Origin of the sequence: Parapedobacter tibetensis (genome assembly GCF_024704835.1) — a bacterium.
GTDB lineage: Bacteria > Bacteroidota > Bacteroidia > Sphingobacteriales > Sphingobacteriaceae > Parapedobacter > Parapedobacter tibetensis.
Map to the genome: position 1 here is coordinate 432,370 of NZ_JAMXBE010000004.1, position 14,993 is coordinate 447,362.

Here is a 14,993-nt window from a genome sequence, read left to right on the forward strand (position 1 = left end):
TTTAAAGGCCATTATTCATTTATTTACAAAAACCAAAATAACACGTTACGTGTATATCGTTATATTATGGCAGATAAAAGAACATTAGGAAAATCAGATTTACATGTCTCACCCATCGCGTTCGGGGGCAATGTCTTCGGGTGGACATTGGACGAACAGCGGTCATTCCGCATCCTTGATGCATTCGTGGCTGCTGGATTTAATTTCATTGATACCGCAAATACCTACTCGACCTGGATACCCGGCAACAAAGGGGGTGAATCCGAGACCATTATTGGCAATTGGATAACACAACGAGGCAAACGTGATGACCTGATTATTGCCACCAAGCTAGGTGGAGATATGGGGAATGGCAAAAAAGGACTGGGTGCCACGCACGTAAAAGAGGCCGTGGACGCTTCATTGAAGCGACTGGGAACCGATTACATAGACCTATACCAGGCACATTATGACGACCCTGATACCCCTGTTGCCGAAACGATCGAAACGTTCAACGAGTTGATTAGTGCCGGCAAAGTCCGTTACATTGGTGCCTCCAATCTTTCGGCTGAACGCATTGCGGAATCCAACCGTTATGCCAGGGATAATAATCTCCAAGGCTATATCAGTCTGCAGCCGCTTTACAACCTATATGATAGGCAAAAGTTCGAAACCGAATATTTGCCACTTGTCCAAACCGAAGGCTTGGCGGTAATCAGTTACTATGCCTTAGCCAGCGGGTTCCTCAGTGGTAAATACAGAGACAAAGCGGATCTTGGCCAAAGTCCAAGGGGCGGTAGTGTCAAGAAATACCTCGATGCAAGGGGTTTTCGCATTTTAGATGCACTCGATAACGTGGCAACTGAATCCGGAGCTTCATTGGCGCAAATAGCCCTGGCTTGGCAATTGAGCAAACCGTATATCACGGCTCCAATCGCTAGCGCTACCAATGATTACCACTTGACGGATCTCGTTGAAGCGGTTTCGCTGCACCTTTCCAATGAACAGATTGCTCGATTAGATAAGGCAAGTGCTATTTAATAAATAACTAGAAATCTGATCAAACAAAACCGCAAGTACGCGATTTGTGTCACATTCTCTAAACAAATGGCTTGAAATCCACGGCAATTAAAAACAAATTCCTACTTTTGGTTGTATATTAGCTAAAAATACAAATCACTTAACCATTATGGCAATTACCAACAGAAGGAATTTTTTACGTACAACCATTGGTTTTTCCGCAGCCACGGCGGCTTCCACAGCATTAGGTATCAATCCATTGAATGCATTGGTGGGGTGTGGATCCCCTACTTCATCTGATCAGTCATCTACTGGAACGGACGGGGCATTGGAGTTCTCTCAAGAACCATTGGGCTATGAATACAATGCACTGGAGCCGCATATCGATGCGCGGACTATGGAAATCCATTACACGAAACATCACACAGCCTATATCAAAAATGTAAACGAAGCTATCAAAGCAGACGAATTGTCTTACACTACACCGGAGGAGTTGTTTGCCAATATTTCGAAACTTTCTGCCAAAGTGCGCAATAATGGTGGCGGTGCATGGAACCACACGTTTTTCTGGAAATCGTTGCGCGCACCTATGGCAGGCAATGCCCCTACTGGTGAATTGTTGGAAGCCATTAACCAAGCGTTTGGTTCATTCGACCAGTTTAAAGAGCAATTCGCAGCCGCCGGAGCCGGACAATTTGGATCGGGCTGGGCATGGCTAGTGAAAGAGAATGATGCACTTAAAATAGGTTCTACGCCAAACCAAGATAATCCCTTGATGGATGATGTGGAATTAAGCGGTAAACCACTACTCGGCCTCGATGTATGGGAACATGCCTATTACCTCCATTACCAAAACAAGCGGCCGGATTACATCAGCAATTGGTGGAACGTGGTCAATTGGGATTTTGTGGCTGAGCAACTTTAAATATGGAAGCAGAATTTTTTTGTTAAGCATATATTTCGCTAAGCCTGCTTACCTGGTAATCCACCAGTTTCTGCAATGGCCCAGTTGCCAGCATCTTCATCATCATATTCAGGTCGGCCTCAATGACCAACCCCACCTCCGTTGCATGGTCTCCTTGGGGCATCATGTTCCAGCGAAGGGTCACATCGAATGGCGCTTTCTCCAACGGCACAAATATCACTTCACTGTTTTCCGTACGGCTATCCACCTTGAGTGCCAGTTTCGCCATGTTTTGGATGGTGAAACGTGCTTCATCGCTTGTAGAAGACCAATTGTAAACACTATCAGGCATCAATTGCTCATGGTTGTTACAATCTGCCAGGAAAGCATATACCTGCGCGACGGGTTTATTAATAATCGTACGGTTCTGAATAGTAGTCATATCATGTAAACAGGGTGCCCCGTTATGTTGCTGGCGACCAATCCGCAGGGTTCTCCCGCCATTGCTTCAGCACTTCGATATCAGCTGGATGGATATAATTATGGTCAGCAGCAAAATCAACCAGCGTGTTATAGTCACATAAACTGATATGCCGGCATTTTGCCGCTGCAAAGTTCTCATCCGCTTCCTTAAACCCGTAAGTAAAGATAGAAACCAACCCCACTACATTACAACCTGCGTCACGCAAAGCCTGTACCGCTTTAAGACTGCTTTTACCTGTGGAAACAAGGTCCTCAACTACAACCACGCGTTGACCGCCTACCATCTCGCCTTCAATGAGGTTCTCCCGGCCATGGTCTTTGGCACTTGTCCGTACATAGGTGAACGGCAAACCCAAATCCTGTGCTACCAATACCCCTTGAGGGATCCCAGCAGTGGCTACACCCGAAATCATTTCCACCGAACCAAACTCCTCTTGTACCAATTCAGAAAGCTTTTGACGGATATACGTACGGATAGGTGGATGGGACAATGCAACACGATTATCACAATAAATTGGCGACTTCCAACCTGAGGCCCATGTAAAAGGTTTTTTAGGTTGTAATTTTATTGCTTTAATTTGCAATAATGATTCGGCAACTTTTTGTCCAACCTCATTCATATTATTCATGGCGCAAATCTATAAAATTTATATGAACCAATCGGCCCTCGTTTTGGCTGATTTTACACCCGGCAATATCTCCAACATCCAATCAATTGACCATCAGGATCTTGACTTTGAAAAACTTTTTAAACAATCAAAAGGTAATGAATCGCCTGTTACGTATTTCATACTAATAAAAAATCCGAAAGCATATTTTAGTCTCATTAAAAAAAGAATCAAAATAATTAAAGCATCGGGAGGATTAGTGAAAAACGGCCATGGCGACTACCTAATTATCTATAGGCTTGGCAAATGGGATTTGCCCAAAGGCAAGGTAGACGAGGGCGAGTCGATGAAACGTGCAGCCGTACGGGAAGTGGAGGAAGAATGTGGTATCAAAGTGAATTACCTCGGACAGAAAATCATAACCACCTACCATGCCTACATAATGAAAGGTGAATTGGTGATCAAAAAAACGAATTGGTATGAAATGGGGGTAAATAAGGTACCCAAGCTGAAACCCCAACTGGAGGAGAACATCACAGAAGCGCTATGGTTGCCGAAAGCTGAATTAAATAAGGTCCGGGAAAACACATATCCGCTTATAGCAGATATTTTGGATACAATCTCACCAATGGAACATGAACCGGATCCAGCCACAGATGGATTATCGTGATTTTTTTGGCTATTGCCTAAGGCCTATTGCCCTTACCACCTCAGCAGGCACCAGTCGGCTCACGTCACCGTTATTGAGTATGATTTCGCGAATGATGGTGGACGAGATATGGGACAATCCACTGCTGCTCACTAAAAAAATGGTTTCAATGTCCGGTGCGAGGTCCGAGTTATTGAGGGCGATGGCTTTCTCGAATTCAAAATCCCCAGCATTACGCATACCGCGAAGGATATAGCGTGCGCCCATTTTCCGGCAAAAATCAACCGTAAGCCCCGCAAATTGCACGACTTCTATTGAGTCTTGTTGGGTTGAAAACACATCTTTAATAATGGCTAATCGTTCTTCATGGCTAAAAAAACTTTTTTTTGTGGTATTGGTTCCAATAGCCACATAAATCTTATCGAAAAGTTTTCTTGCACGTTCCACAATATCCACATGTGCCTTGGTGATGGGGTCGAAAGAACCGGGAAAAACAGCGATGTTCATTGAATATCTTTTTTCAAAAGTATGAGATTACACCCACAATGACAAAACTGCAGTCATTAAAAAATCGATAACTTATCCTTGATAGAATGTAAACGATGTATAACCGTACTTGCGGATTTCCATGAGCGTGGGAAGTTCAATCATTTTCCGGGTGCTGGGATGCTCGATTACCACTAGACCTCCGGAGTTCACCAAACCCTGGTCAAAAATGGTACCAGCGAGCTGGGGAAGTAAAGGCAAATCATACGGCGGATCGGCAAATATCAAATCATAGGCCCCATTGCCTGTTGCAATAAATTTCAAGGCATCTGCTTTGACCGCCTTGATGCCTGCCAAATCCATTTTTTTTGCCGTAGTGTTGATGTATTGCATACATTTAAAGTGGATGTCTACAGCCGTCACATGGGCCGCGCCCCGGGAGGCAAGTTCAAAAGCAATATTGCCGGTTCCGGCAAATAAATCCAATGCATGTATTCCCTCGAAGTCAATCCGGTTTTGTAAAATATTGAACAGCGCTTCCTTGGCCATGTCTGTAGTAGGCCGTACGGGCAAATTTGGTGGCGGATGCAACCGTAATCCCGCGCGGCTGCCACCAATTATTCGCATAAGTTGAGTCCAAAAAGTGTGAAAAACCGATGCTGGTGTTGTTGCAGCTCAGCCGGTATTGTTATTCCGGTCAATTCCCCGACATCAGCAAACGCTATGTTTTCACTATATTTCGTTATCCGCTGGTAATATGCATCATCCGTAGTAAGATCGCCCGACAATAGTATATCCGGCTGCTTCCCCTCCAACTCAAAATGTTCGAGTACCGAAAGCAGGTAATAATTTAAGTCATCAGCATCATATACTTCAAAATCATTACCATAACAAAACTTACCAGAATCAAAGAGGTAGAATCCTACTGATGTTGCTGCCTTATGGATGGCTAAGGTACGACCGCCTGCTTTTGCGCCATAACCGGCCACACCATTCAAGAGCACCTGTACAGATGAATGGACGCCAGCGTGTGGAAAGCGTTCCAAAAAAGGCACCAAGCCAAGGCGATTGATTTGGCCGACAAGTTTGACACCAATGGGGGGTATATCGGAAACAAAGGGATCGGAAAGGTTGTCGTTCGGCAAATAACGACGATACGTAGGAAGATGCACTTCGTCAAACACGTCGGCCGGGATGAACGAATAACCATTATCGAGCGCAGTGATTTTCACGTTAACAAAACCGAGATTTAGGATATCTCCTATTTGTTGTGTGACCTTTGCCGGATCATAGACACCTATGAACTTCAATTGCCGCTCGTTGTCTATAATGGCCAACGCATTTTCATCCTGATCTATCCTAACCAGTAAGGTGTAATCATCCAGCCGCTGTGCATCAAAATCCGTTGATGTATAAGTCATCTTCCTCCATTTATTGAGGCAAACTTACTTAGTTTAATCCTTAAAAGCAATTTTCATTCTTAGCGGCGAATTGGCAAACTTTTGGGTACTTTTGACCGTGCGTATCGCTGAATTGATTTCCAGCCGTTTCCCTTTGCAACCCACCGGACAGCAAAATGAAGCATTCCAAAGGCTTGCTGATTTTTTGGCCTATATGGCAAATGATGGTTGCTTTGTTCTCAAAGGCTATGCGGGCACCGGGAAGACCACCATCATCAGTACCTTAGTAAATGTGCTCCCTACGTTGCGCAGGCGCACGGTATTGCTTGCCCCTACCGGCAGGGCGGCAAAGGTGATGAGCAACTATTCCGGCAAAAAGGCGTTCACCATACACAAAAAAATATATCGTAAAAAGACAGCCTTGTCGCCCGATATGGCCTTCGGTATGGCCGAGAACCCACACACGGATACCCTCTTCATCGTGGATGAGGCATCCATGATATCCAACGAAAGGTTTGCATTCAATGGAAAAAGCTTATTGGAAGACTTGGTAGCGTATGTGGGAACTGGTGAAAATTGCCGTTTGATGTTTGTGGGTGATACCGCTCAACTTCCCCCTGTGGGCCTCTCGCAAAGCCCTGCACTTGATGCTAAGTGGCTTTCGACTGCTTTCGGAATGCATGTATTTACATATGAACTCACCGAAGTGGTGAGGCAGGAAAAGCACTCAGGCATACTCTTCAATGCCACGGCTATACGTAACCAGATACAGGCGGCAAAAGCGGAAATGCCTGTCGGGTTTCCGCACTTTACCGTAAAAGGATATCCCGATATCTATCGGATGACAGGCGAACGCCTCATTGAGGGGCTGCACTATACATATGACAAATATGGCATGGAAAACACCATCGTCATCTGCCGTTCGAACAAAAACGCCAACCTTTACAACCAAAACATACGGAACCGCATCCTTTTCAGGGACGAAGAACTTACTGGGGGCGATTATATCATGGTTGTCCGCAACAATTACTATTGGCTTTCTGCCGATTCCGAACGAACGGGCTTCATCGCCAATGGCGACATGGCGAAAGTGCGCAGGGTACGTAATGTACATGAACAACATGGCTTCCGGTTTGCTGATGTAAGCCTGGAATTCATGGATTCCGATGAAATTGAACCCATCGACTGCAGAGTCATGTTAGATACCCTCCATAGCGACTCGCCGAACCTTCCCCAAGCTGACCAACAGCGTTTCTTTGAAGCTGTCATGGCCGACTACATGGACATCCCTGACAAAAGAGAGCGCATGGCTGCCCTGAAGGCCGATCCATATTATAACGCGTTGCAAATCAAATTTGCCATGGCTGTTACCTGCCACAAAGCACAAGGTGGGCAATGGCAAGCCGTATTTGTAGACCAGGGTTACCTTACGGATGAGCTAATGGACATCGAGTTCCTACGGTGGCTTTATACGGCTTGCACACGCGCCACTAAAGAATTGTTTCTTGTAAACTTTAGTGAAAAATTTTTCGATTGAATATCGACCGCAGACTACTGACCATCGACCACTATTCACCTTCCTACCACAATAATATTACATTACAAAAGCTAATCCATGGTAAACAAACACGCTATATAATTGTAGTTCTTCTGGTTACCGATCGTATCTACTAGCATACCAAGTTATGAAAGAAGAAAGCAAGTCCACCCACACCTTTTTGGAACTTCATCAAAATGGTCAGGCGACATCTCCTTCCCATTTCCAATCCATTGACAAGAACAGCCCTAAACCCATACTTAGCATGCTGGACGCGATTGTCATCATCGTGGGCATCGTGGTTGGTGCAGGGATCTTCCGTACGCCACCCTTGGTGGCTGCAAATACTGGAAGCTGGGGATTATTCTTATCCGTTTGGCTGCTGGGTGGATTGGTTTCCTTGATTGGGGCATTGTGTTATGCAGAGCTTAGCACCTCATTTCCTAACACTGGGGGCGACTATCATTTTTTGAGGCGTGCCTTTGGTAAGCGTTTTTCGTTTCTATTTGCTTGGGCGAGGATAAGTGTAATACAAACGGGTTCAATAGCTTTGCTGGCTTATATTGTGGGCGATTATATTTCCCAATTATATCGTTTGGGTACTTACTCCTCCGCCATATATGCAGCATTGGTGGTGTTTATGCTTACCGCCATCAACATCAGCGGTGTCAAGTTCGGCACCGGCACACAAAAATTGTTATTGGCTATCCAGTTTTCTGGGTTACTCATGGTAATCATCGCCGGGTTTCTCTTCAGTCCATCATCGGCATCATTGGCGGACATACCCAGTGTGACCACCAACACCACTCCGGCAATGGGGCTCGCCATGGTATTCGTCCTCTTAACATTTGGTGGATGGAACGAAGCTGGTTACATATCTGCGGAATTACGTGCAGGTAGCCGGAAAATGGTCAATGTATTGGTGATTAGCATCCTATTCATCACGGCTATCTACCTATTGATTAACCTTGCATTCCTATATGTGTTGGGTATTGAGCGGATGGCCGCTTCTGAGGCCGTTGGGGTCGATCTGATGCGTGCCATCATGGGCGAACCGGGAGTTTTTCTCATTGGGGTGCTGGTAGCGATGATGGCATTGACCTCTGTTAATGCGACCATTTTTACCGGAGCCCGTACCAACTATGCCCTTGGCCGCGACTTCAAGATATTTGCTCCCTTGGGCAAGTGGAATACGAACACCTCCTCCCCTGTCAACGCTTTCCTCGTCCAGGGCCTGATCGCTTTGGCTTTGATTGGCTTAGGCGCGTTCACCCGCGGCGGCTTTGAGTCCATGGTGGAGTTCACGGCACCCGTGTTCTGGTTCTTTTTCCTCGCCATTGGCATCGCATTGTTTGTGCTGCGCATCAAGGAGCCAAATGTCCCACGTCCGTTCAAGGTACCCTTATACCCCCTAACCCCGATTATATTTAGCGGGTCCTGTGCGTATTTATTGTATTCAAGTTTGACTTACACAGGCATGGGGGCCATGGTGGGTGTCGGGGTATTGCTATTGGGCACATTATTTTTTACTGTTATACGGTAGTCCAAGAGGATAAAGACAATCACGGCTGTAAACTGTTAATCTTTAGGTTTATAGCCCCATCACAAGCATTTGATATATATATATAAATGTATAACCCAAAAAACAAAGATGATGAGCAAATTTAAAAATTGGTTGATTGCCTTATTTGTTGTTGCGTGCACAGGCGCATATGCTCAACAACCGGATTTGGATGTCCCGTATGTACCTACGAACCAAAAGGTAGTAGAAGAAATGCTGAAACTGGCTGGCGTAAAAGCTGGCGATGTGGTTTATGATTTGGGATGTGGAGATGGACGTATTGTTATTACTGCTGCAAAAAAATTTGGGGCTACAGGAATCGGCGTGGACTTGAATCCGCAACGCATCAAGGAAGCCAATGAAAATGCCAAAGCCGAAGGGGTAACCGATAAGGTGAGATTCGTACAGGGTGACCTGTTTGACTTCGATTTTAGTCAGGCCTCCGTGGTGACATTATACTTATTGCCCTCCGTGAATCTGAAGCTACGCCCCAAGCTGCTCAAGGAGTTGAAGCCCGGAAGCCGTATTGTTTCGCACGATTTTGATATGGGTGATTGGGAGGCCGAAAGCGTGGTGAAAGTGGGCAACGATACCATCTATTTCTGGACGGTGCCTGCGAAGTAGTTGATAGAACGCCGATAACGTGTCTCATCGGAACACTGGAGACGCAGATTAAACAGATTATCGCTGATAGATAGTTAAGGCGTTGATTCGTTTAATCTGCATCATCCACGTCCTATTCTTGTAGCTTAAAACCTATGCTATGAGGTTCAAGGCATCTCCCATAAACCAGTCCTACACATTAATTGCTTTCCTATTCCAAAAATAAAACACCGGTATACCTAAAAGTACAATGATCAATCCCGGCCATGTGAAGGTGGGTTGATAGATCAACAATCCGACACAAATTGTCAATGCGGCAACAACATACAAAGCAGGCAACACCGGATAGCCGAAGGCCTTATAGGGCCGCTCTGCATCGGGTTGTTTCTTTCGGAGGATGAATATCCCAATGATGGTAAGGGCATAGAAAATCAATACTACAAAAATCACATAGTTGAGCAAATCGCCATACCTGCCTGTGAGGCACAACACCGAAGTCCATATACACTGTGCCCACAATCCCCATCCAGGCACTTCAAACTTATTTAATTCACCTGCTTTTTTGAAGAATAGTCCATCCTGAGACATGGTGTAGTATACCCGTGCTCCAGCCAAAATCAATCCGTTGTTGCAGCCAAAGGTTGATACCATAATCATAATGGCAATAATAAGCGTGCCTGAGGAACCAAAAATAGCATGTGCTGCCACGATAGCTACCCGATCTGCAGGTGCAAAAGCAATCTCAGGCATGGACAGCGTGGCTAAATACATCAGGTTTGCCGATACATAAATGACGGTCACAATCAGGGTGCCCAAAAACAAGCTCAACCCAATATTCCGCTTTGGATTCCGTACCTCCCCGGCGATGAATGTCACATTGTTCCACGCATCGCTGGAAAACAAGGAACCGACCATGGCCGATACAATACCGGCGAAGATGGCCGCACCACCTATTGAAACAGCCGTGCCGCTATTTACATCCCAGCGCACAGTATCCCACGCTGTTGACCAGTTGGCATTCCAAACATCGGCATTGAACGCACCGAAAAGCCCCATGACAATCAACCCGCCTAGCGACAGGATTTTTACGATGGTGAACACCGTTTGGATGATCTTTCCGTTTTTCACTCCGCGGGCATTGAACCAAGTGAGCATGACAATGGTGCCAATGGCCACCAATTGGCCCGAATTGAGTTTAAATACTCCTAAATCCCATAAGATGTATTCATCGCCCAGCGGAGGATAGATATAAGCCGCAAATTTGGCGAATGCCACCCCCACGGCAGCAATGGTGCCCGCTTGAATGACCATAAATAGCGACCATCCATAAAGGAAGGCTACAAGCCTATTATAGGCTTCCCTCAGGTAGACATATTGCCCCCCTGCTTTCGGGAACATGGCCGACAATTCGCCGTAGCTCATTGCCGCTATCACGGTAATTGTGCCGGTGAGTACCCAAATGAAGATGAGCCAGCCGGCACTGCCCACGTTACGTACAATATCGGAGCTAACGATAAAGATACCTGAGCCGATCATCGATCCGGCTACCAACATGGTCGCATCGAGCAAGCCCAATTCGCGCTTCATGTCGTCATTCTGTTCGGGTGTTGTGTTCATCGGTGGTTGGTTATGACAACGAAAGTATGGAAAAAAGTGGAAAGGAAAAAAAAGCGCAAATAAATTTGAATATTACAATAAGCATCTTATTTTTGGCATCGCTTGATTGGAACCTATTATGACTTGCGGCAGAAATATTTAACTTAATTTGAATCAAATACGATGGAATTTTTACAAGAAAATCTGATTTATTTAATTCCTGTATTGGGCTTGGTGGGCATTATCGTGATGATTATCAAATCAGCGTGGGTGAGCAGGCAGGATGCGGGAGACGACAATATGCAATCATTGGCAGGTCATATCGCTGAAGGAGCCATGGCTTTCCTGAGAGCCGAATGGAAGGTTCTCTCCTATTTTGTGATCATATCGGCTATACTCTTGGCTTGGTCGGGCACTTTGGTCGAGACCTCGAGCTGGGTTATTTCTATATCTTTTATCATCGGAGCGTTTACCTCCGCCTTTGCCGGATACATCGGCATGAATATCGCAACCAAAGCCAACGTACGAACCACCCAGGCTGCACGTACCAGCCTTACGAGGGCGCTTAAGGTGTCGTTTACGGGTGGCACCGTGATGGGGCTTGGAGTGGCTGGCTTGGCTGTATTGGGAATGGGTACATTATTCATCATTCTCTATCAGCTATATGTAGTCAGCACCGGATCAAACGTAAACGGGCAAGAAATGGAGAAGGCCCTGGAAGTATTGGCTGGATTCTCATTAGGGGCTGAATCCATTGCCCTATTTGCCCGTGTGGGTGGTGGGATCTATACCAAAGCCGCCGATGTAGGTGCCGATTTGGTTGGGAAAGTGGAGGCAGGCATCCCTGAGGATGATGTACGCAACCCCGCTACCATTGCGGATAACGTGGGGGATAATGTGGGTGACGTAGCCGGTATGGGTGCTGATTTATTCGGCTCATATGTAGCTACCATATTGGCCACCATGGTTTTAGGCCGCGAAATCATATCGATAGACAATTTCGGGGGCATCGCCCCTATCTTGTTACCCATCCTCATCGCTGGCATGGGGTTGATTTTCTCCATCTTGGGTGCAACATTGGTAAGGGTAAAGAATGACTTGGGTGACGTACAGCAGGCATTGAACCTTGGCAACTGGTCTTCCATCCTATTCACGGCCATCGGCTGCTATTTTGTGGTAGGTTGGCTGTTGCCTGATCAACTCGAATTACGGGGCGTTTCATTCAGTTCATTGGATGTGTTTATTGCCATTGTGGTGGGGCTCATCGTTGGTGCACTAATGAGCATCGTTACTGAATATTACACGGCCATAGGCAAGCGTCCGGTCAATTCCATTGTGAAGCAATCGTCCACTGGCCACGCCACCAATATCATTGGGGGGCTATCGGTTGGCATGGAATCTACCGCGGTACCCACGATCATATTGGCTGCCGGTATCATCACTTCCTATTCGTTTGCGGGGCTGTATGGCGTAGCCATTGCCGCAGCGGGCATGATGGCCACCACAGCCATGCAACTAGCCATTGACGCTTTCGGTCCCATTGCAGATAATGCGGGTGGAATTGCGGAAATGAGTGGACTACCCAAAGAAGTGCGCGAACGCACGGATAAGCTGGATGCGGTAGGCAATACCACAGCCGCTACAGGAAAAGGGTTCGCTATTGCATCAGCGGCATTGACCGCATTGGCCTTGTTTGCCGCTTTTGTTGGCATAGCAGGCATCGACTCCATTGATATATACAAAGCACCAGTATTGGGTGCGTTATTTGTTGGTGCCATGATTCCATTTATTTTCTCTTCTTTGGCTATTGCAGCTGTTGGTCGGGCAGCGATGGCCATGGTGGAAGAAGTGAGGCGTCAGTTTCGCGAAATACCTGGCATCATGGAATACAAAGCAACACCCGAATACGACAAATGTGTGGCGATATCCACCAAAGCCTCTATCCGGGAGATGATTTTACCGGGTGCCATCGCATTGGTTGTCCCGCTTTTGGTGGGCTTCGGCTTCAAGGGCGTATTCGAAAACACCTCTTCGGCCGAAATCCTTGGAGGCCTTTTGGCGGGGGTCACGGTGTCGGGAGTATTGCTGGGAATGTTTCAGAATAATGCCGGCGGAGCTTGGGATAATGCCAAGAAATCATTCGAGGCCGGTGTAGAAATCAACGGTAAAATGGAATATAAGGGTTCGGATGCACACAAAGCATCAGTGACCGGCGATACCGTAGGTGACCCGTTCAAAGACACTTCGGGGCCCTCCATGAATATCCTTATCAAATTGATGTCGATCGTGTCTTTGATTATCGCGCCACATATCAGCGTTAATAGGGATAGCCCCTTGGTCACGGCCGAAGGGAATAAGCAGCAAGAAAAAGTCGTAACCTATCAACCTATCGAAAAACCGACTCATCCCTCCCTACAATCGGTAGAAAAATCGGATAACTAAAAAAATACATCTTTTAAAAATAAAAATTTGTAGGTTTGGTTCGTTACTAACGCAAACAATCTAAATTCTTAAAAGTGATTCGATATGCTATTTAAAAAATCGATTCCAACCTTGGTGGCTGAAGCCCAGGAAAGTGGAGAAGGAACTCTCAAACGGACATTATCAAGCAGTGGGCTGGTGGCGTTGGGCGTAGGCGCTATCATTGGTGCTGGGCTCTTCTCGCTTACGGGGATAGCAGCGGCTGAAAATGCAGGGCCGGCTGTGACCATCTCATTCATTGTAGCAGCTGTGGGATGCGCGTTTGCGGGACTTTGTTATGCCGAGTTTGCAGCTATGATTCCGGTAGCGGGGAGTGCATATACCTACTCCTATGCCACCATGGGTGAATTTGTGGCTTGGGTGATCGGGTGGGATCTCGTGCTCGAATATGCGTTGGGTGCTGCCACGGTGGCGTCCAGTTGGTCGCAGTACTTCAATCAGTTTTTACTTGAATTTGGCATAGTTATCCCTCATAATTTTTTGCATGGACCTTGGGAAAATGGCATCGTGAATCTCCCGGCCATTTTCATCGTATGTCTGTTGTCGCTGCTTTTGATGAGAGGCACACAGGAATCGTCGTTTGTGAATAATATATTGGTCGTGGTCAAGGTGGCCGTGGTCTTGATTTTCATTGCTTTGGGATGGAGTTTCATCAATCCGCTCAACCATGATCCGTTCATTCCTGTAAATGAAGGTGAAAAACTATTGAAATCAGGCGAAATAGGCTTTTTTGAGTTCTTCAGGAGCGATTATTTCGGTGAGTTTGGCATCAGCGGCATTATGCGTGGAGCGGGTGTCGTTTTCTTTGCCTTCATCGGTTTTGACGCCGTGAGTACCGCCGCCCAGGAGGCCAAAAACCCACAGAAAGGAATGCCTATAGGCATTATCGGTTCGTTGGTGGTTTGTACCATTCTATATGTGCTGTTCTCCTATGTGCTCACCGGTTTAGAAAATTACAAATTGTTTGCGGGCGATGCAAAACCCGTTGCTACAGCCTTTGCCAAAACAGGATACACCTTCTTAAATACCGCATTGATTATTGCCATCCTTACCGGATATACATCCGTCATTCTGGTGATGCTGCTCGGTCAAAGTCGTGTGTTCTATACCATGAGCAAAGACGGGCTGTTGCCCAAATTCTTTTCGGATTTGTCCAAAAGGCAAACACCTTGGAAAACCAACCTGATTTTCATGCTTTTCGTCAGTCTCTTCACCGGTTTTGTACCGGTATCAGACCTTGGCCACATGGTCAGTATAGGCACCTTATTTGCATTCACCTTGGTGTGCATAGGCATTATCGTGCTCCGCAAGACAAACCCCGATACACATCGGCCATTCCGTACCCCCTTGGTACCCTTGTTACCCATTCTTGGCATTGTCGTATGCATCGCTATGATGGCTTCATTGCCCATTGCGAGCTGGGAGCGATTAGCTATTTGGATGGTTATCGGAATCGTGTTTTACTTTGTATACGGCAAGCGGCATAGCAAGATTCGTGCGGCGGTAAAAGCTGGAAATCAACCAAGAAGAGACGTATAAAGGTCCAAAGATAATCGTTAAAAGCGGCAGTCATCGGTACGATAGATTGCCGCTTTTTTTGCCACCTATTAAGTTTTTTGGAAGATATTTTTTATACGCTCGAGAAGACTCCCTTAGAATCATTCGCCTTAACCTCCATGCCGCGCC

The 14,993-nt window shown here is 46.3% G+C and carries 14 protein-coding genes; 8 read left to right on the forward strand and 6 right to left on the reverse strand.

Annotated features, from left to right (window positions below; translation table 11 throughout):
* Nucleotides 1-66: 66 nt before the first annotated feature.
* The gene (locus tag NF543_RS09215) at nucleotides 67-1,020 is read left to right on the forward strand and encodes an aldo/keto reductase (RefSeq protein WP_257667828.1); all 954 of its coding nucleotides are present in this window, start codon (nucleotides 67-69) and stop codon (nucleotides 1,018-1,020) included.
* Between the two features lie 148 nt (nucleotides 1,021-1,168).
* A complete protein-coding gene (locus NF543_RS09220; RefSeq protein WP_257667829.1) occupies nucleotides 1,169-1,924 on the forward strand; it encodes a superoxide dismutase in 756 nt (251 codons plus the stop codon).
* A 22-nt stretch (nucleotides 1,925-1,946) separates the two neighbouring features.
* On the opposite strand, the gene NF543_RS09225 is transcribed toward NF543_RS09220, so the two are convergent.
* Together NF543_RS09225 and pyrE are read right to left on the reverse strand one after the other, a co-directional pair.
* A complete protein-coding gene (locus NF543_RS09225) occupies nucleotides 1,947-2,345 on the reverse strand; it encodes an SRPBCC family protein (RefSeq protein ID WP_257667830.1) in 399 nt (132 codons plus the stop codon).
* A 22-nt stretch (nucleotides 2,346-2,367) separates the two neighbouring features.
* Entirely contained in the window at nucleotides 2,368-3,015 is a 648-nt protein-coding gene (gene pyrE / locus NF543_RS09230; RefSeq protein ID WP_257667831.1) for an orotate phosphoribosyltransferase, read from the reverse strand.
* Here pyrE and NF543_RS09235 point away from each other — a divergent pair.
* The gene (locus NF543_RS09235; RefSeq protein ID WP_257957461.1) at nucleotides 3,014-3,664 is read left to right on the forward strand and encodes an NUDIX hydrolase; all 651 of its coding nucleotides are present in this window, start codon (nucleotides 3,014-3,016) and stop codon (nucleotides 3,662-3,664) included. The two genes, pyrE and NF543_RS09235, sit on opposite strands and share 2 nt — an antisense overlap.
* A gap of 9 nt (nucleotides 3,665-3,673) precedes the next feature.
* On the opposite strand, the gene coaD is transcribed toward NF543_RS09235, so the two are convergent.
* From coaD to NF543_RS09250, 3 genes are all read right to left on the reverse strand, one after another.
* Nucleotides 3,674-4,150: a pantetheine-phosphate adenylyltransferase gene (gene coaD, locus NF543_RS09240; RefSeq protein ID WP_257667833.1), complete on the reverse strand. Its 477-nt coding sequence runs from the start codon at nucleotides 4,148-4,150 to the stop codon at nucleotides 3,674-3,676.
* 72 nt (nucleotides 4,151-4,222) lie between these two features.
* Nucleotides 4,223-4,756 (reverse strand): 16S rRNA (guanine(966)-N(2))-methyltransferase RsmD, encoded by a 534-nt coding sequence (rsmD, locus tag NF543_RS09245; protein ID WP_257667834.1) that lies wholly within the window; start codon nucleotides 4,754-4,756, stop codon nucleotides 4,223-4,225.
* Nucleotides 4,747-5,550, reverse strand: coding sequence for a DUF3822 family protein (locus NF543_RS09250; RefSeq protein WP_257667835.1), 804 nt, complete (start codon nucleotides 5,548-5,550; stop codon nucleotides 4,747-4,749). The genes rsmD and NF543_RS09250 overlap by 10 nt, the downstream gene beginning before the upstream one ends.
* A gap of 97 nt (nucleotides 5,551-5,647) precedes the next feature.
* Here NF543_RS09250 and NF543_RS09255 point away from each other — a divergent pair, with 97 nt between their 5' ends.
* The 3 genes from NF543_RS09255 to NF543_RS09265 all read left to right on the forward strand — a co-directional run bounded on the left by NF543_RS09255 (nucleotide 5,648) and on the right by NF543_RS09265 (nucleotide 9,251).
* Nucleotides 5,648-7,066, forward strand: coding sequence for an ATP-dependent DNA helicase (locus tag NF543_RS09255; protein WP_373275000.1), 1,419 nt, complete (start codon nucleotides 5,648-5,650; stop codon nucleotides 7,064-7,066).
* A 148-nt stretch (nucleotides 7,067-7,214) separates the two neighbouring features.
* Nucleotides 7,215-8,609 (forward strand): APC family permease, encoded by a 1,395-nt coding sequence (locus tag NF543_RS09260; protein WP_257667836.1) that lies wholly within the window; start codon nucleotides 7,215-7,217, stop codon nucleotides 8,607-8,609.
* 111 nt (nucleotides 8,610-8,720) lie between these two features.
* Nucleotides 8,721-9,251 (forward strand): SAM-dependent methyltransferase, encoded by a 531-nt coding sequence (locus NF543_RS09265; protein ID WP_257667837.1) that lies wholly within the window; start codon nucleotides 8,721-8,723, stop codon nucleotides 9,249-9,251.
* A 171-nt stretch (nucleotides 9,252-9,422) separates the two neighbouring features.
* On the opposite strand, the gene NF543_RS09270 is transcribed toward NF543_RS09265, so the two are convergent.
* Nucleotides 9,423-10,847, reverse strand: coding sequence for an APC family permease (locus NF543_RS09270; RefSeq protein ID WP_257667838.1), 1,425 nt, complete (start codon nucleotides 10,845-10,847; stop codon nucleotides 9,423-9,425).
* 162 nt (nucleotides 10,848-11,009) lie between these two features.
* Here NF543_RS09270 and NF543_RS09275 point away from each other — a divergent pair, with 162 nt between their 5' ends.
* Both NF543_RS09275 and NF543_RS09280 read left to right on the forward strand, forming a co-directional pair.
* Nucleotides 11,010-13,268 (forward strand): sodium-translocating pyrophosphatase, encoded by a 2,259-nt coding sequence (locus tag NF543_RS09275; RefSeq protein WP_257667839.1) that lies wholly within the window; start codon nucleotides 11,010-11,012, stop codon nucleotides 13,266-13,268.
* Nucleotides 13,269-13,352: 84 nt separating this feature from the next.
* A complete protein-coding gene (locus tag NF543_RS09280) occupies nucleotides 13,353-14,846 on the forward strand; it encodes an amino acid permease (protein WP_257667840.1) in 1,494 nt (497 codons plus the stop codon).
* Nucleotides 14,847-14,993: the final 147 nt, after the last annotated feature.